The 15,794-nt window shown below is 71.4% G+C and carries 15 protein-coding genes and 1 tRNA gene; 7 read left to right on the forward strand and 9 right to left on the reverse strand.

Annotated features, from left to right (window positions below; genetic code table 11):
• Window positions 1-88 precede the first annotated feature (88 nt).
• The 3 genes from OG245_RS19275 to OG245_RS19285 all read left to right on the forward strand — a co-directional run bounded on the left by OG245_RS19275 (window position 89) and on the right by OG245_RS19285 (window position 2,721).
• Window positions 89-388, forward strand: coding sequence for a hypothetical protein (locus OG245_RS19275; protein ID WP_371624735.1), 300 nt, complete (start codon window positions 89-91; stop codon window positions 386-388).
• 345 nt (window positions 389-733) lie between these two features.
• The gene (locus OG245_RS19280; protein ID WP_371624736.1) at window positions 734-1,846 is read left to right on the forward strand and encodes a methyltransferase domain-containing protein; all 1,113 of its coding nucleotides are present in this window, start codon (window positions 734-736) and stop codon (window positions 1,844-1,846) included.
• Window positions 1,847-2,124: 278 nt separating this feature from the next.
• On the forward strand, window positions 2,125-2,721 hold the full coding sequence (locus OG245_RS19285; protein ID WP_371624737.1) for a dihydrofolate reductase family protein: 597 nt from the start codon (window positions 2,125-2,127) through the stop codon (window positions 2,719-2,721).
• 512 nt (window positions 2,722-3,233) lie between these two features.
• Here OG245_RS19285 and OG245_RS19290 read toward each other — a convergent pair.
• The 4 genes from OG245_RS19290 to OG245_RS19305 form a co-directional block, all read right to left on the reverse strand.
• Window positions 3,234-3,321, reverse strand: a tRNA-Ser gene (locus tag OG245_RS19290).
• A 113-nt stretch (window positions 3,322-3,434) separates the two neighbouring features.
• A complete protein-coding gene (gene tadA, locus OG245_RS19295) occupies window positions 3,435-3,863 on the reverse strand; it encodes a tRNA adenosine(34) deaminase TadA (protein ID WP_371627925.1) in 429 nt (142 codons plus the stop codon).
• A 361-nt stretch (window positions 3,864-4,224) separates the two neighbouring features.
• Entirely contained in the window at window positions 4,225-4,779 is a 555-nt protein-coding gene (locus tag OG245_RS19300; RefSeq protein WP_371627926.1) for a hypothetical protein, read from the reverse strand.
• Between the two features lie 217 nt (window positions 4,780-4,996).
• A complete protein-coding gene (locus OG245_RS19305; protein ID WP_371624738.1) occupies window positions 4,997-5,239 on the reverse strand; it encodes a hypothetical protein in 243 nt (80 codons plus the stop codon).
• A 102-nt stretch (window positions 5,240-5,341) separates the two neighbouring features.
• On the opposite strand from OG245_RS19305, the gene upp reads away from it, so the two are divergent.
• Complete coding sequence (gene upp / locus OG245_RS19310; protein ID WP_371624739.1) at window positions 5,342-5,977, forward strand: uracil phosphoribosyltransferase; 636 nt, start codon at window positions 5,342-5,344, stop codon at window positions 5,975-5,977.
• Between the two features lie 109 nt (window positions 5,978-6,086).
• On the opposite strand, the gene OG245_RS19315 is transcribed toward upp, so the two are convergent.
• The 4 genes from OG245_RS19315 to OG245_RS19330 form a co-directional block, all read right to left on the reverse strand.
• Window positions 6,087-6,689: a LytR C-terminal domain-containing protein gene (locus OG245_RS19315; RefSeq protein WP_371627927.1), complete on the reverse strand. Its 603-nt coding sequence runs from the start codon at window positions 6,687-6,689 to the stop codon at window positions 6,087-6,089.
• 251 nt (window positions 6,690-6,940) lie between these two features.
• Entirely contained in the window at window positions 6,941-7,237 is a 297-nt protein-coding gene (locus OG245_RS19320; RefSeq protein WP_003967677.1) for a type II toxin-antitoxin system VapB family antitoxin, read from the reverse strand.
• 285 nt (window positions 7,238-7,522) lie between these two features.
• The gene (locus OG245_RS19325; RefSeq protein ID WP_371624740.1) at window positions 7,523-9,055 is read right to left on the reverse strand and encodes a M28 family metallopeptidase; all 1,533 of its coding nucleotides are present in this window, start codon (window positions 9,053-9,055) and stop codon (window positions 7,523-7,525) included.
• Between the two features lie 247 nt (window positions 9,056-9,302).
• Entirely contained in the window at window positions 9,303-9,995 is a 693-nt protein-coding gene (locus OG245_RS19330) for an HhH-GPD-type base excision DNA repair protein (protein WP_371624741.1), read from the reverse strand.
• A gap of 337 nt (window positions 9,996-10,332) precedes the next feature.
• Between OG245_RS19330 and OG245_RS19335 the strand changes: the two genes are divergently transcribed.
• A complete protein-coding gene (locus OG245_RS19335; protein ID WP_371624742.1) occupies window positions 10,333-11,253 on the forward strand; it encodes a DUF4157 domain-containing protein in 921 nt (306 codons plus the stop codon).
• Between the two features lie 108 nt (window positions 11,254-11,361).
• Here the strand turns inward: OG245_RS19335 and OG245_RS19340 are convergent, their stop codons facing one another.
• Window positions 11,362-12,720, reverse strand: a complete 1,359-nt coding sequence (locus OG245_RS19340; protein WP_371624743.1) for a hypothetical protein — start codon at window positions 12,718-12,720, stop codon at window positions 11,362-11,364.
• Window positions 12,721-12,932: 212 nt separating this feature from the next.
• Here OG245_RS19340 and OG245_RS19345 point away from each other — a divergent pair, with 212 nt between their 5' ends.
• Together OG245_RS19345 and OG245_RS19350 are read left to right on the forward strand one after the other, a co-directional pair.
• Window positions 12,933-13,559: a response regulator transcription factor gene (locus tag OG245_RS19345; RefSeq protein WP_371624744.1), complete on the forward strand. Its 627-nt coding sequence runs from the start codon at window positions 12,933-12,935 to the stop codon at window positions 13,557-13,559.
• 195 nt (window positions 13,560-13,754) lie between these two features.
• Window positions 13,755-15,776 (forward strand): VWA domain-containing protein, encoded by a 2,022-nt coding sequence (locus tag OG245_RS19350; RefSeq protein ID WP_371624745.1) that lies wholly within the window; start codon window positions 13,755-13,757, stop codon window positions 15,774-15,776.
• Window positions 15,777-15,794: the final 18 nt, after the last annotated feature.

Consider the following 15,794-nt stretch of genomic DNA (forward strand, 5'->3'; position numbering starts at 1 on the left):
ACACCCATGGCTGCCCCACCTGCCGTGCCGTGACCTCCTGTTCGGCTGCTGTGCGTCTTGGCCGTGCCTGGCGGGAGGCCCGACGCGTATGAGGTGTTTCGCGGAGGGGGATGCGCACGACATCCCGATCGCGGACGGCCCCGGGGCCTACTGCCCGGAGCATGAGGTGACGTTGCTATGGCGTGGTGACCCGATCACCTCAGCTGATGTGCCTCAGGGTTCGGTGGCTGATCTGGCCGGGTTGTCGGCGGGTGCGGCCGGTCCGTACGGCGTTGTCTGCCGCAGCGCTTTGGTGACGGGTCTGGCCGACGTGCACGCCCTCTGCCTGCGGCCGGACTGTGTCTGCCCGTGCCATGCCGTGGCCACCGCTCTTCGCGAAGCCGGATGAGCATCAACTTCTCGGCAACAGATGTCCGTACGTGCGAGGCCTGTTGGCGCGCACCGGTCGCCGCCGTACGGCGCACCGGGGGCGGGCGGGACCTTCTGTGCCGGGCGTGTGCCGAGGGTGGCTGTCCGCGCCGGGTCGATCTCTTCCCTCCGTACGGCATCTACCGACTGCACCGTCCTGCCAACCAAACAGCTTCACCGATCAGAGGAGATGGACGATGACCTTCAACCCCGTACGGGCCGATGCCGGTAAGCACGGTGGGCAGCCGTCGGACAAGCCGTGGACGCCGCCGTCGGAGCCGAAGCCGTCTCCGGACGGCAGCCGCCCCCAGTGTTTCCCGCAGCCATGAGCACCGCACACCCGGCACCCACCTACCCATCCCTGGTACGGGAGTTGGCCGATCGTGGATTGCTCACTGCCCGGTGGCGGCGGGTGTTCGAGGCCGTGCCGCGCAGCCGGTTCGTCCCGGAGGCTGTGTGGCGGCAGTTGCCCGACCGGTGTGAGGCGGTGGTGGGGACAGATGCGTGGCTGGCGCTGGTGAACAGTGACGAGCCGGTCGTCACGCAGCTCGACGACGGGGCTGTGGGCGGGCCGGGTGTCGCGACGTCGTCGAACTCGATGCCCTCGATGGTCGCCCGCATGCTGGGCCTCCTCGAAGTCTCCGATGGGCAGCGGGTACTGGAGATCGGGACCGGCACCGGGTACGTCGCCGCGTTGCTCTGCGAGCGGCTCGGTGACGATCTCATCCACAGTGTCGAGCTGGACCCGGTCGTGGCCCGGCAGGCGGCCGACGCCCTCGCGCAGGCCGGATACCGGCCGCATCTGCGCGTCGGGGACGGCGAGCAGCCCTGGCCCGGACTGGGGCCCGTCGACCGGCTGATCGCCACCTGCGCCTTGCGGTACGTCCCGTACGCCCTGCTCCGGCAGGTCCGCCCCGGTGGGGTCGCCGTGGCCCCGCTCGCCCGGGAGTTCTGGTCCGGAGCGCTGGTCCAGCTCCGCGTACAGGACGACGGCACCGCGACCGGGCCGTTCTGCGGCGGGGCCACGTACATGCCGATGCGCGCCCATCGTCTGCCCGACCTCCACGACGTGCGGGGCAAGGGGCGGTCCCGTGCGGCGGGCCTGGACCCCGCCCGGCTGCTTGATCTCGGGTTCGCCCTGTTCGCCGGGGCGCGCCTCCCCGGTGTACGGCTCATCCACCAGAGCACGGCCGAAGGCGCCCGGGTCTGGGTGTCCCGGGAGAACGGATCCGGAGCGATGGCCGCCTCCGGGGATGAGGTGTGGCAGTACGGGCCCGGGTTCCTGTGGGAGGAGATCGAGCAGGTCTGGTGGGAGTACGAGGCGGCGGGACGGCCCGACGCCGGGCAGTTCGGGCTGACCGTGACCGGCCGCGGTCAGTACGTATGGCTCCGGGATCCGGGCGAGGTCATCCGGCCCAGCAGGGCATACCCGTATTAGGCCACCTGTGCAGCCCTCCTGCTCTGTGCCTACGTGCCCACTCGGCGAGCGAGACGCGACCGGGGTAGCGACGGACAAGGGCTTCCTCGACCTCCGCGGCTGGCTCGGGCAGCAGTTGAACCCTGGCGCGCGGGCGAATGTTCACGAGTTTGACGGCACGGTGCCCGCTCCGGGTGGACGGATGCCATGATCGCTTAGCGGCCTCGCACCTCGGCATGCCATCCGGCAGTGCCGGGCCGTAGTGCGACAGCGTGACCAACGGAAGGGACCGACCCGGCATGCGCAGACTCGTCCACTACATCGCCACCACCCTCGATGGCTTCATCGCGGGCCCGGACGGCGGGGACCCCACCGGTCCCAACGGCTTCTGGCCCATACCGGAGGACTACATACAGCACCTCGTGGCCGAGTACCCGGAGACGCTGCCCGTCCAGGCCCGGCAGGCTTTGTCCGTCACGGCGGAGGGCACGCACTTCGACACCGTGCTGGAGGGGCGGCGCAGCTACGAGATCGGTCTTGCGGCCAGCATCACCGACGCCTACCCCCACCTTCGTCACCTGGTGTTCTCCCGGACCCTGACCGAGAGCCCGGACCCGGCCGTCGAATTGGTCGCCGACGACCCGGTGGCGACCGTGCGCGAACTCAAGCAGCAGGACGGCAAGGACATCTGGCTCCTGGGCGGCGCTGAACTCGCGGGCTCCCTGTACGCCGAGATCGACACACTCATCCTCAAACTCGGCCCGCTGACCATCGGCGACGGGATCCCGCTGTTCTCCCGCAAGGCTGCCTTCGACCCGCGCACCTGGACACTCGCAGACCACACCGCCCTCAAGAGCGGCGCGGTGTTCCTCACGTACACGCGCGTCGGAAGCTGAACGCCCCGGACGAGCGGCGGCTCGTGGAGGCCGGGCGCGGGCGCGCCTCAGAGGGTCACGCAAGCGCCGCCGTGCCGCGGCGCCAAGGCCGTGGACGGCTGCAACAGAGGCGAGCAGCGCGGGGCGCCCGAGTTGGCTCGCGGGGGCGCGACCTTCGGCTCTGGGCATGATCATGACTTTTCCCGGAGAACATCGCGATGCTGCCCTCGCAAGCCCCCCAGTACTGTCGAAGCTCGTGAACACCACCCGACCGTGGATCTGAGTGCCCCCCAAACCCGTGAACAACTGACGGCACTACTGGCGAATAGAGCCGGCGAGGGCGTGTTCGGCGGCGTCGGAGACGAAGCGGGAGAAGCCCCGGGCGCCTGTGCTGGCTTCGACCTCGCTCGCAAGCGATCTGGGGATGGTGACGGACTTCTGACGGTGGTCTCGCGTTTTCGCGGCCGTGCATCACCGGGCGTACGCAAAAAACCCCCTTGACCGCGTCTCCGCAGATCAAGGGGGTGTAAGAGCGGTAGCGGTGGGATTTGAACCCACGGTGACGGGTTACGCCACACTCGCTTTCGAGGCGAGCTCCTTCGGCCGCTCGGACACGCTACCGAGAGAGAGCTTAGACCATCCCGGGGCGTGGACAGAAATCGGTTCTCGGGAGCGGGGCCCTACCCGGTCGGGCGGCCGGGCCGTACCTGGTCGGTCGGCCAGCGCGTACCTGGTCAGAGCGTGCGGAAGAAGGCCGTCAGCTGCTCGGCGCAGGTGTCCTCCAGGACGCCGCCGATCACCTCCGGGCGGTGGTTGAGGCGGCGGTCGCGGACGACGTCCCAGAGGGAGCCGGCCGCGCCCGCCTTCTCGTCGCGGGCTCCGTAGACGACCCGGGCGACACGGGACTGGACCAGGGCGCCCGCGCACATCGTGCAGGGCTCCAGGGTGACCACCAGCGTGCAGCCGGTCAGGCGCCACGCGCCGTGGGACTCGGCCGCCCGGCGCAGGGCCAGGATCTCGGCGTGTGCGGTCGGGTCGCCGGTGGCCTCGCGTTCGTTGTGGGCGGCGGCCAGCTCCGCGCCGTCGGGGCCGAGGACGACGGCGCCGACCGGCACATCGCCGGCCGACGCCGCCCGCCCGGCCTCGGCCAGGGCGCGGCGCATCGGTGCCTGCCAGGGATCGCGTACGGGGTCGGGCTCGGGTACGCGTACGGGATCCGGGGCGGGCTCGGGTGAGGGGTTCGGCGGTCCGGCGGTCACCCGCGGACCCTAACGGACGGGACAGGACGGACATGCGACGGGGACGGACACGCGACGGGACGGATCCACGCCGGGGACGGATCCACGGCGAGAAACGACATGCGACGCAGACGGATCCACGACGCGGACGGATCCACGACGGGGGCGGACAAGCGGCAGGACAGGGACAGGGACAGGGACAGAGACAGGGGCAGGGGCAGGGGCAGGGACAGGGACAGGGGATTGAGGCAGGCGTACGGCGGGACCGAACGCTTGTCGGCCCGGCCTAGCGGACCGACTCCAGGACCTCCGCCGCTCCCACGGCCTCCGCGATCTCCGCGAGTGCGTCGGTCTGCAGGGTGAGCAGCTCCTTCTCGGACATCCCGAGGTCCGCGAGGACCCCGAGCTCCCCGATCGGACCCGCCGGCACGGCGTCCGGGTCGGGGCCGTCCTCGTCCGGGTCGACGGCCGCGGGGGCGGACCGTTCCGGTTCGCCGTCCTCGGTGCCGTCGAGGTCGACGAGCTCCTCCAGGGCGGCGATCTCGTCCTCGGCCCCTGATTCACGGCCGAGGATTTCGTCGGTGAGCAGGATCTCCCCGTACGAGGAGCGGGCGGCGGCGGACGCGTCCGAGACGTAGATTCGGGGGTCCTCCTCACCGTCCACCCGGACGACGCCGAACCAGGCGTCCTCCTGCTCGATGTAGACCAGGACCGTGTCCTCGTCCACCGAGGCCTCCCGGGCCAGATCCGTCAGATCGGACAGGGTCTCCACATCGTCGAGCTCTGTATCGCTCGCTTCCCACCCGTCTTCGGTGCGCGCGAGCAGTGCGGCGAAGTACACCGTGACTCTCCCACTGGTCATAGGCGAATCGGTCCGGCGGGAGGGCGAACGGTGATCCGTCCGTCCTGAGCCCCGCCCAATCGGCATCGTGGCAGAAACAAGCGCCGTGCGAGACCTCTTCGGCCGTTGCGTCGGCCATCAGTTCCAGGAGTGCCTGGTCGGCCGTCTCCCTGACGAGCCGATCGGCGGGGGAGTGCGCCGGTGGTACGAGGAGGATTCACCAGCGGAACGTGCGCATCCGCATCTGCTGCCGCATACGGGCGGCACGGGCGCGGCGCGGCTGCACCCGGTCGCGCAGCTGCTTGGCCTCGTGGAGTTCGCGGAGGAACTGGGCGCGTCGCCGGCGGCGGGCGGCGTCACTCTCCTGCGCGTCCTCGACGTCGTTCGTCGCGCCCTCGGCGTCGCGCCCTTCGCGCGGCCCGCGCGAGGCCGGGTCGCTCCGCAGTTCCCCGTCAGCCATCCACACACCACCCCAGTGCTGGGTCCGTATGCCCCCACCTTCCCTCCGAACAGGTGGTTGATGCCAGCGCAGAGCATCGGGCGGCGCGGTTACTGTTGACACATGCGGATCCACGTCGTCGACCACCCGCTGGTGGCGCACAAACTCACCACGCTGCGCGACAAGCGCACCGACTCCCCGACCTTCCGGCGGCTCGCCGACGAGCTGGTCACCCTTCTCGCCTACGAGGCCACCCGGGATGTGCGCACCGAGCAGGTCGACATCGAGACCCCGGTGACACCCACGACCGGGGTGAAGCTCTCGCACCCCCGGCCCCTGGTCGTCCCGATCCTGCGCGCCGGTCTGGGCATGCTGGACGGCATGGTGCGGCTGCTGCCGACCGCCGAAGTGGGCTTCCTCGGCATGATCCGCAACGAGGAGACGCTCCAGGCGGAGACGTACGCGACCCGGATGCCCGAGGACCTCTCCGGCCGCCAGGTCTACGTCCTGGACCCGATGCTGGCCACCGGCGGCACCCTCGTCGCGGCCATCCGCGAGCTGATCAGGCGCGGCGCCGACGATGTCACCGCCGTCGTCCTCCTCGCGGCGCCCGAGGGCGTCGAGGTGATGGAGCGCGAGCTGGCCGGGACCCCGGTCACCGTCGTCACCGCCTCCGTGGACGAGCGGCTCAACGAGAACGGCTACATCGTGCCGGGCCTCGGGGACGCGGGCGACCGGATGTACGGCACGGCCGAGTAGGTCCTCCGGGCGCCGAGGGGCCGGGTAGGGCCGTTCCACGGTTTCGCGCCCCGTTCCGGCTCGTACGTATGCGTACGGTGCCGGGACGGGGCGCTTTCGTGTGCGGGGTTCAGCAGGAGGGGGACGGGGCCGGGGCCGGCTTCGTCAGGGCCGTCATCGCGGCGGTGGCCTCCTTCGGGGTGCTGAACGCCTTGAACTTCGCCCCGAGGATCAGGTCGACCTCGCCCGTTGTGCGGGTGTCGGTCTTCTGCACGGTGCCCGCCAGCTGGGTGCCGAGCACCGTGAAACTGCCGTTCGTCGCGGTCGGCGCGCCGAGCAGCACGCCCGTTCCCGGCACCTTCTTGTCGTACGCCTTCGACGCGTTGCCCACCTCGCCGATGGTGAAACCGCGCTTCTTGAGCTCCTCGGCCGCGGACTTGGCCAGTCCGCCGCGCGTCGTCGCGTTGTAGACGTTGACCTTGATGGCGGCGGGTTTCGGCAGTGCCTTGGCCGGGGCCGCCGACGGCTTCGCGGTGGGGCAGTCCCGCTTGTGGTCGGCCGCGCTGGCGCTCTTGTCGCCGCCGGTGAAGACGTCGATGAGCTGCAAGGTGCCCCAGCCGGCCAGGCTGAGGGCGACGACGGCTCCGATGCCCGCGAGGACCAGCCTGCGGCGGTGCGGGGGGCGACGCATACGGGGATAGGCGTCGCCCGTGATGCGGTACTTTCCGCCCATGCCGGGGGGAGTGAGCATGCTCATGGACGCAGCGTAGTGCGGCCGGTGATGACGCGTACAAAATGATCAACGCATGGCACCCGGATGAGCGCGAAAACACCCGAAAGGCCCGAATCGGGCCCCGATGAGGTGGGGAACCCAGGCGGGGCGTGCAAACCCGGGTGGGGTGTGGAAGCCCGGGTGAGGCGGGAAGCCGGGGGAGGCGTGCCGGCGCTCTCGCGGCGGTGCGCGTGGGTGGCCGGGAGGTGGCGTCAGCCCAGGTCGAGGACGCGGGCGTGCAGGACCTGGCGCTGCTGGAGCGCGGCCCGGACCGCCCGGTGCAGCCCGTCCTCCAGGTAGAGGTCGCCCTGCCACTTCACGACGTGGGCGAACAGGTCGCCGTAGAACGTGGAGTCCTCGGCGAGGAGGGTCTCCAGGTCCAGCTGGCCCTTGGTGGTCACGAGCTGGTCCAGGCGAACCGGACGCGGCGCGACGTCCGCCCACTGGCGGGTGCTTTCCCGGCCGTGGTCGGGGTATGGCTTCCCATTTCCGATGCGCTTGAAGATCACACGGAAAGCCTACCGGGCAAGGGCCACCGGGCGCAGCCAGGGAAGCTCGCCGTGGTGCCGGTGCAAAGGCCGCATAGCAGACCGTAAGGGAGGATATCGAGACTGGGGGTACGGGGGCAGGTGGTACGCGAGTGGGCCCGGTGCGGGAGGCGTACCTCGGATCCCGCACCGGGCCCCTGTCTGTTCGGTTCACTGCGCCGACGGTTCACCGCTTACGGTCGCCGCGTCGGTTCGTCGCTCGCGGGGGCCGTTCCGCGGTGGCCGCCGGCCGCCGGCCGCCGGCCGCTACTCCGTGTCGCGGCCGTGGCCCTCGCGCAGGCCGCCACCGCTGCCACCGCTGCCGGGCGTACCCGTGCCGGTGTCGGGGGTGACCGGGCGGGTCAGGGAGCGCAGGTCGTGGGCGTACGTCCCGACGGCGTTGGCGATCACGTCGATGTTGGTGTCGAAGTGACCCATGTCGATGTTGTCCAGGTCGTCGCAGGCCGCGTGGTAGCAGGGGTCGTACGCGATACCCGCCTCGCCGCCGAACACCTCGGCCTGGGCCGCCGTCTTGATGCCCTCCGCCCCGGTGTCCGTACCGCCGGACGGGATGCCGACCTCGATGAACGGCCCGTAGTCCGAGCGGCCGGTGAAGTCGGTGCCCTCGTGCGGCTTGCCCTTGCCGTCGAGGAACTCGTTGATGTCACGCTCCAGTTGGGCCGAGCCCTCCGGGCCGGGGCCCTCGCCGACCTGGTCGGAGTTGTCGCCGTCGAAGACGAACTGGACGCCGTTCGGCGAGGCGATCATGTCGAAGTTCAGGTAGAGCGCGATCTCCTTGCGCTGCTTCTCGGAGAGCGCCGCGACGTACTTCTCCGAGCCGATCAGGCCGTTCTCCTCGGCAGACCACCAGGCGAACCGCACCTTGTTGGCGGGCTTGCTCTTCGACTTCGCCAGGTCCAGGGCGACTTCGAGCAGGCCGGCGGAGCCGGAGCCGTTGTCGTTGATGCCGGGGCCCTCGGTCACCGAGTCGAGGTGGGCGCCGAGCATCACGGTCCGCGCGGTGCTGCCGCCGGGCGTCTCGGCTATGACGTTGCGGGTGGGGCGGTCCTGCTGGAACTCGCGGATCTCGAAGGAGACCGTGACCTCGCCGCCCGCGAGGTCGGCGACGAGCTTCTCGCCCTCCGCCTGGGTGAGGCCGCCGGTCGGGATCTTGCCGGCCGCGACCTCGCCGAGCGTGCCGGACAGGACGCCCTCGACGTTGTTGTAGATGACCGCCCCGGCCGCGCCCGCCACGGCGGCGGCCGCCTGCTTGTCGGCGAAGGAGCAGCCGCCGCGCTTGATCAGCGCGATCTTGCCGGTGAAGGTCGCGGAGGCGTAGTCGGTGGCCTCGCAGCCCGTCGTTCCGTCGACGGGCACCGCGACGAGCGCCGCCGTCAGGCCGCCCACCTCGGTCGACGGCGTGTACGTCATGGCCTTGATCGTGACGTCGCGGGGCGTCGGCGTCACCACGGAGAGCTTCTCGGCCAGCGTCTCCGTGTAGGTGAAGCGGAAGCTCTCGTACGAGACCTTGTACCCGGCGCGCTGGAGCTGGCGGTAGACGTACGCCGCCGAGGCGTCGTGGCCCAGCGAGCCGGCGGCACGGTGGCCGTCGGTCGAGTCGGCTATCGCCTGGAACTGCTGGAGGTGGCGGTAGGCGTCGCGTGCGGACGCGTTCCTCACCAACTCCCTCGACAGCTTGGCCGCTTCCTTGCCGGGGTCGTGCGGAGCGGGGCGTCCGGGGTGCGGGGACGCGGCCAGGAGGAGCGGCGTGGCCAGGGCGGTGGCGGCCACGACAGCCATGGCTCTGCGACGTGTTGCGTGCACAGGAGTCCTTCCGGTCTGAACGGCGGGTGCTCTGAGCGGCCCAGTACCGGCCGAACCGCCGGTGCTCCGAGCGGCTCAGTGGCTGGACGGCTGAACGAATGTGCTGCGAAAGCTAGCGAGTGGGGTGACGCCTGTGAACAGATGTGGCCGGATTTGATCGGCGAGAGGGGTGTGTCGGCCTGATCCGGCGCTCGACGACGTCACTTCCCGGTCGAGCCGCGGATCAGGCCGACCGCCCGCCCGACTTCTTGGGTGACGACCCGCCCGACTTCCTGGGCGAAGGCCCGCTCGGCTTCTTCGCCGCTTCGGTCGCCTTCTTCGCCGCTTTGGCCGCCGCCTTCGCCTCCTGTTTGTACGCGCGCACCTCCACGAGCGACTCCGGGCCCGTGATGTCGGCGACCGACCGGTGCGATCCGGCCTCGCCGTACGGGCCCGCCGCCTCCCGCCACCCCGTCGGCCGTACGCCGAACTGCTTGCCGAGCAGCGCCAGGAAGATCCGCGCCTTCTGTTCGCCGAAGCCGGGCAGCGCGTTGAGCCGTTTCAGCAGGTCGGCGCCGGTCGCCGCGTCCCGCCACACCGCGCTGGCGTCACCGCCGTACTCCGACACCAGGAACTGGCACAGGTGCTGCACCCGCTGGGCCATGGAACCGGGGTAGCGGTGCAGGGCCGGTTTGGTGGTGAACAGCTCGGTGAAGGCGTCCGGGTCGTAGGCGGCGATCCGCCCCGCGTCCAGGTCGTCGGAGCCCATGCGTTCCGCGAGGGTGTACGGGCCCGTGAACGCCCACTCCATCGGAACCTGCTGGTCCAGCAGCATGCCGACCAGGGCGGCCAGCGGGCTGCGGCCGAGAAGCTCGTCGGCCTCCGGATTCTGGGCGATCCGCAGGGTGATGTCCTTGCCGCTGTCGCTCGTGGTCATGGTGCCGATCATCGCGAGCACGGCGGACGACGGCGAGCGGTACTGCGCCGATGGCCTCCTCCCTGTCGGCCGAAGGGAGTAAGGAGGAGCGGGGCGGGCCGAGCAGGGGCGAACGGGGAAGACGAGCAGGGAGGAGCGCGGTGGTCGAGCAGGGAGGAGCGGGGCGGCCGAGCAAGGAGGAGCGCGGCGGCCATGGTGTGCGCGTCCGTCCGCGCCGCCGTGCTGCCCGATGAGGCAGTTCCGGATGCCCCGGCCGGGCCAGGGCTCGGGCTGGACGGCCCGAGGGCCGCGCCGTGATCGTGGAATGCCGAGGACGGTGCGGTCAGGGGAGATGAGGATGGACGCGCACGACATCGAGCAGGAGCACCAAGAGCACCACGAGCACCACGGACACGGTGGACACCACGGACACGGCGGGCGGGACCAGGCCCACCAGCGCGATGAGCGGCGCGGCGAAACCACCGCCGAGGCGCCCGGTGAGCGGGACCACCACGTCTTCCGCGCCGCCGCGGCGGGCCGGGCCGATGTGGTCGGGGCGGCCGGGATGCGGCTGCTCCAGCGGACCGCCGGCAACGGGGCGATCGGGGCGATGGTCCAGCGGGCCCGGTCCGGGGCCGCGGAGACCGCCGCCGAGCAGGTCGAGCCGGCCGGGGCGACGGGGCGGGCGGGGCAGGCCGAGGAGCAGCGGTCGCCGGTGCACGACGTGGTCTCCTCCGGCGGTACGCCCCTGGACACCGACACCCGTACGGACATGGAGAGCCGGATGGGCGCGGACTTCTCCGACGTGCGCGTCCACCACGACTCCGCCGCGCACGAGTCGGCGAAGGGCGTCGGGGCGCACGCGTACACCGTGGGCAACAACGTGGTGTTCCAGCGCGACGCCTACGATCCCGGCTCGCCGCAGGGCCGCACCACGCTGGCCCATGAGCTGACCCATGTGATCCAGCAGCGCAACGGCCCGGTGGAGGGGACCGAGGCCCCGGGCGGCATCCGGGTCAGCGACCCTTCGGACCGGTTCGAGCGCGAAGCCGTCGCGAACGCTGACCGGGTGCTGTCCGATCCCGCGCCGGAGGCCGCCCCGGCCGCCCCTGTCGCCGCCCCCGTGTCCGCTCCCGCTCCAGCCGCCGCTCCCGCCGTGCAGCGGGCGGCCACGGAGGACGAGGACGAGCAACCCGCCGACGTACAGGGATCGTTCGTGCAGCGTGCGACGGAGAAGGAACCGGGGGAGGAAGAGGAAGAGGAGAAGCCCCCGGTCTGAGGGAGTCCGCTTCGGCCGGCCGGCCGGTTGGCCAGCCGGCCAGAGGCGCTGGTCGGTCGGTGACCTGGCGGGCCGGTGGGCCCGGTCGGCCGTTCCCGGCGTGGGGCTTCAGCCTGCCGGTGCGTCCGCGCGCATCGTCCCGCCCAGGAACATCGAGGACGAGCACCGCGAGGGGGCCGGGGCGCCCACCGGCTTGCCGACCCGCCGGCAGTCGATCGTCATCGTGACCTTGCCGCCCGCGGGCACCAGGATCGGGGTCACGAAGTGGTAGTCGGAGTCGCGGAAGTTCTCCAGCCCGAGGCTCAGGACGCGGGTGCCCTCGCCGGCCGTGACGGTGACCGTCCCCGCGTCGCCCTGCGGGTTCTGCACCACGATGTCGGTGAGCTGGAAGGTCTGGCCGGCCGGTACCTCCAGGGCCGTCCCGGTGTTCGGACCGCCGCCCACAGCGTCCCGCACCCGGGTCTGCGCGCTGGTCGGGGCGCCCGACGCCGTGTCGCCGCCGCCGCCCCCGCCGCTGCCGCCCGAGGCGGAAGGACCCGGTGACGGAGTGGGACCGGAGCCGCCGCCCGTACCCGTATCCGTACCGGCGGAATCGCCGCCTCCGGAGTCCGCGCCGCCCTGCTCGCCCTCCGTCGGGGCCTTGCTCTTGTCGGCCGCGGCGGCCGACCGTACCGCTTCCGGAGTGACCGCCTCCCGGGCCGCGGACTTCACCGCCGGGCGCAGCAGCGCGTACCAGAGCCCCACCAGTACGAGGATCAGCAGAGCGGCGGTGAGCAGGGCCCGGGGCAGCCAGCGCGGCAGGATCGGATCCTGTTGGTAGGAGCCGTCCACCAGCACCGGGGCCGGGGCCTCTTCGCCCTCGGGCGGCTGCGGGGCGGCGAACACCTGGAAGGCGTGCGTCACCGGCGTACCGCGCCACATCCGCTTCGCCGGGCGGACCCGCAGCTTCGCGAACTCCGCGTGCCCCGGCTCGATCCGCAGCTCGGACGCGGCGAACACCACCCGCGCCTGTTCCGTGCCGGGCTGGGCTCCGAGCCGTACGGTCACCGGGGTGTTGCCCCGGTTGTCGACGGCGAGCTGGTGCCGTCCGCTCCGCGAGCCGTTCGAGCCGCGCGGGACCAGCTCGGCGGTGGTCTCGGTGAACGGCAGAACGGTCACCCGGCCCTCGGGCACCACCGTGTCGCTCCGCTCGCCGGTCGGCATCACCCGGATCCCGAACGTGCTCTCGCCCGCGAGGACCGTCGCCTCGCGCGGCGGGCGCATGACGAGGGAGACGGTTCCGGAGTCACCGGGGTAGAGGGAGAGAACCGCGGGCTCCATCGCCGACCAGGCCGCACAGGTCCCGACCACCTCGAAGTGGTATTCCTCGACGGTCCGGCCGGAGTTGAGAATCTGCAGGGGAAGGGTCGTCTCCTCGCCCGGTGCGACGGTGACGGACGACGCGTCGAGGCTTGCGGTAAGACTCATACGCGGACCGTAGGACCGGGCCGGAGGGCGGGCACCGGTCACGGAGGAACACTTTCGGGCAGATGTGATGCCCGAGGCAACCTTTCAGTTTCCTCACGAGTAAGAACGGGAATCCTCTGACCGCCTCACAACGGATGGGGCGGACGAATACAGCTGTGGAGCTTGTGCCTGCAGTGTGATGCTTCCGGCTGGTGCCCAGGGGGAGCATTCGCATGGAGCGCATCACGGTCGTTTTACGTGCGCAGGACCCGATTTCCCAGGCCGGAGTGGCCAGCCAGTTACGGGCCCGTCCCGAGGTCGCCGTCGTTGACCGCGATGACGCCGAGCCCGCGCCCCAGGTCGTGGTCATGGTGGTCGACGCGGTGGACGACGAGGTCCTGCGCGTCCTGCGCAACATCCAGCGCACCAGCACCTGCCGCACGGTGCTGGTGACCACGGACATCGACGAACAGAAGCTGGTCAGCGCGGCGGAGTGCGGGGTCGCGGGGGTCGTCAGGCGGTCCGAGTCGACGCCGGACCATCTGGTGCAGGTCATCGGCACGGTGGCCCGGGGCGAGGGGCATCTCCCCTCCGACCTGCTCGGACGCCTCCTCGAAGAGGTCGGCAGGCTCCAGGGCCAGGTGCTCGGTCCGCGCGGCCTGCACTTCACCGGCCTGGCCGCGCGCGAGGTGGACGTGCTGCGCCTGGTCGCCGAGGGATACGACACCGCGGACATCGCGACGAAGCTGGCGTATTCGGAGCGCACGATCAAGAACGTGCTGCACTCGGTGATGACCCGTCTGCAACTGCGTAATCGCTCGCACGCGGTGGCGTACGCGATGCGGCAGGGCCTTATCTGACGCGTCGCGTCCAGCCGAGATCCTCATCATGAGCACCGTTGCACCATCGGGCAGTCCGGCCTTCCCGCGGAAGTGGCTCGTCTCTCTCCGCCCGCGGCCGGCCGGTGCGCGACGGTGGCCTCCGGGTGTCGGGCGGGGCGCGGGGAGGGAAACGCTGTGCGGTGGTTTCAGCCAGGAACGGGACCGCGAAGGCGAGTGGCCGGGCTCGTTCTCCTGCTGCTGGCCGCCGGTCTCGCCCCCGCCTCGGGCGTGAGCGGTGTGGCGTCGGCCGTGCCCGTGCCGCCGGAGCCGTGGGTCACCCCGGCGACGCTGGAGGAGGCCCTCGACCCGGGCGGTTCGACGGGTGTGGACAAGCAGGTGAGGACCCCGGCGATCCCGCCCCGGCCGGATGTGGTCCTGCTGGTGGACGGTACCGGAAGCATGAAGAATCCGATCGAGGACGTGCAGAAGGGTCTGAACGACATCACCAAGACGGTTCTCGCGGAACAGCCGGAATCGCGTTTCGCCGTGGCCACCTACGGCGACGAGATCGACGATCCGACGGCGGAGTTCGCCGTGTTCCAGGAACTGACGGACAACATGAAGGAGGTCGAGGACGGGGTCAAGCAGCTCAACACCTCGCGCGGATTCAAGAGCAAGGGGCCGTCAGAAGACTGGATCTACGCCCTGTGGAAGGTCGCGAACGGCGCGGACGGCAAGACGGTCTTCCGCGAGGGGGCGAGCCCCGTGGTCGTCCTGGTCGGCGACGCGTCGAGCCACGACCCGAGTAACGGAATCCCGTTCCAGGAAGCGGTGTTCGCCCTTCAGGACGCGGGCGTACGCGTCATCGCCGTGGACGTGACGACGGAGGACGGCGACGGGCTCAACGGCGACGGCTACAGCAGCCCCACTTACCAGGATCCCTACCACGAGCCCGACCAGGCCAAGCGGATCGTCGCCGCTACCGGCGGCCGCATGCTGAGCGGCATCCCGGACGACGGGGTGACCGAAGCCGTCATCGAGGGCTTCCAGAACCTGCCCACATCCGTCGGCTACCGCCTGGACGCCTGCGACCCTCACCTGACCGTCGCCCTCGACCCGCCCACCCGGCAGCTCACCAGCGGCGAGACCGCGCACTTCGCGGAGACCGTCGATGTGGCGGAGGACGCCCCCCAGGGCACGACGCTGACCTGCACCGTGCAGTTCCTGCTCGGCACCCAGGTCCCGGGGACGGACAGCGTCGGGCCGGCCGCGGTGGCCGATCCGGACTTCCAGCAGCAGATCAGCATCGCCGTGAACGACGTCGACGTGCCCGTCGTCACCGTGGACGACCGTACGGCCAGGGCGCCCGACGACGATGGCACCCGCATCGACTACACGGCCACGGCGACGGACCCGCAGGACGGGGCGCTGCCGGTGACCTGCGCCCCGCCGTCCGGATCGCTCTTCCCGGTCGGAACGACGACGGTCACCTGTTCCGCCACGGACTCGGCGGGCAACACGGGGGCGGGCACCGCCCGGTTCGAGGTGCTGGAACCCGTCGTCCCGCCGGACCCGCCCGCTCCGCCGCCACCCCCTCCGCCGCCCGCCTCCGATATCGCGGTACGGGCCGAGGTCAGCCCGGACCGTACGTACGTGGGACGGCCCGCCACCGCCCGGTTCACGATCACCAACGCGGGCCCGGACACGGCGACCGGCGTCGTCCTCGGGACGGCCTGGCCGAGGACGGACGCGTCGAAGGACCGCAGTCTGGCCGGCCCGAGCCGGTGCACGGCGGCGCGGCCCTGCACGATCGCCGCCGGGGACCGGATCGAGGTGACGCAGAGGGCGACCTACCGGGCGGCGGTCACCGGTGACGTGCGGGCCACCGTGCGCGGAACCCTGCCCGACGGGCGCACGGCGAACAACCGGGACCTGGACCGGCTGAGGGTCCTCAAGCCCTCGCTGACGGTCACTCCGCAGGTGGCGAAGCCGGGGCAGCCGGTACTGGCCCGTGGCAAGGACTTCCCGCCGGGCGAGACCGTACGTTTCACGTGGAACATCGGCATCACCGCGGACCGGTCCGGCGTACGGGTCGGCCGGGACGGCACCTTCGAGGTGCAGGTGCTGGTCCTGCGCAAGGACACGCTGGGCCCGCGTGTCCTGCGGGCGGAGGCCCGCGATCTGCCGCGCCTGCGGAAACCGGTCCTGGTCGTGCAGCACAACCTCCAGCCCCCGGACTTCGCGGGCCGGTCATGAGCGGGCTCTTCGCCTCGG

The sequence above is a fragment of the Streptomyces sp. NBC_01116 genome (assembly GCF_041435495.1).
Classification (GTDB): domain Bacteria; phylum Actinomycetota; class Actinomycetes; order Streptomycetales; family Streptomycetaceae; genus Streptomyces.

Coding starts and splice junctions, on each gene's coding strand:
- OG245_RS19275 (WP_371624735.1), top strand. CDS start 89: ATGAGGTGTTTCGCGGAGGGGGATGCGCACGACATCCCGATCGCGGAC.
- OG245_RS19280 (WP_371624736.1), top strand. CDS start 734: ATGAGCACCGCACACCCGGCACCCACCTACCCATCCCTGGTACGGGAG.
- OG245_RS19285 (WP_371624737.1), top strand. CDS start 2,125: ATGCGCAGACTCGTCCACTACATCGCCACCACCCTCGATGGCTTCATC.
- tadA (WP_371627925.1), bottom strand. CDS start 3,863: ATGCGCCGCGCCCTGGCCGAGGCCGGGCGGGCGGCGTCGGCCGGCGAT.
- OG245_RS19305 (WP_371624738.1), bottom strand. CDS start 5,239: ATGGCTGACGGGGAACTGCGGAGCGACCCGGCCTCGCGCGGGCCGCGC.
- upp (WP_371624739.1), top strand. CDS start 5,342: ATGCGGATCCACGTCGTCGACCACCCGCTGGTGGCGCACAAACTCACC.
- OG245_RS19315 (WP_371627927.1), bottom strand. CDS start 6,689: ATGGGCGGAAAGTACCGCATCACGGGCGACGCCTATCCCCGTATGCGT.
- OG245_RS19325 (WP_371624740.1), bottom strand. CDS start 9,055: ATGGCTGTCGTGGCCGCCACCGCCCTGGCCACGCCGCTCCTCCTGGCC.
- OG245_RS19330 (WP_371624741.1), bottom strand. CDS start 9,995: ATGACCACGAGCGACAGCGGCAAGGACATCACCCTGCGGATCGCCCAG.
- OG245_RS19335 (WP_371624742.1), top strand. CDS start 10,333: ATGGACGCGCACGACATCGAGCAGGAGCACCAAGAGCACCACGAGCAC.
- OG245_RS19340 (WP_371624743.1), bottom strand. CDS start 12,720: ATGAGTCTTACCGCAAGCCTCGACGCGTCGTCCGTCACCGTCGCACCG.
- OG245_RS19345 (WP_371624744.1), top strand. CDS start 12,933: ATGGAGCGCATCACGGTCGTTTTACGTGCGCAGGACCCGATTTCCCAG.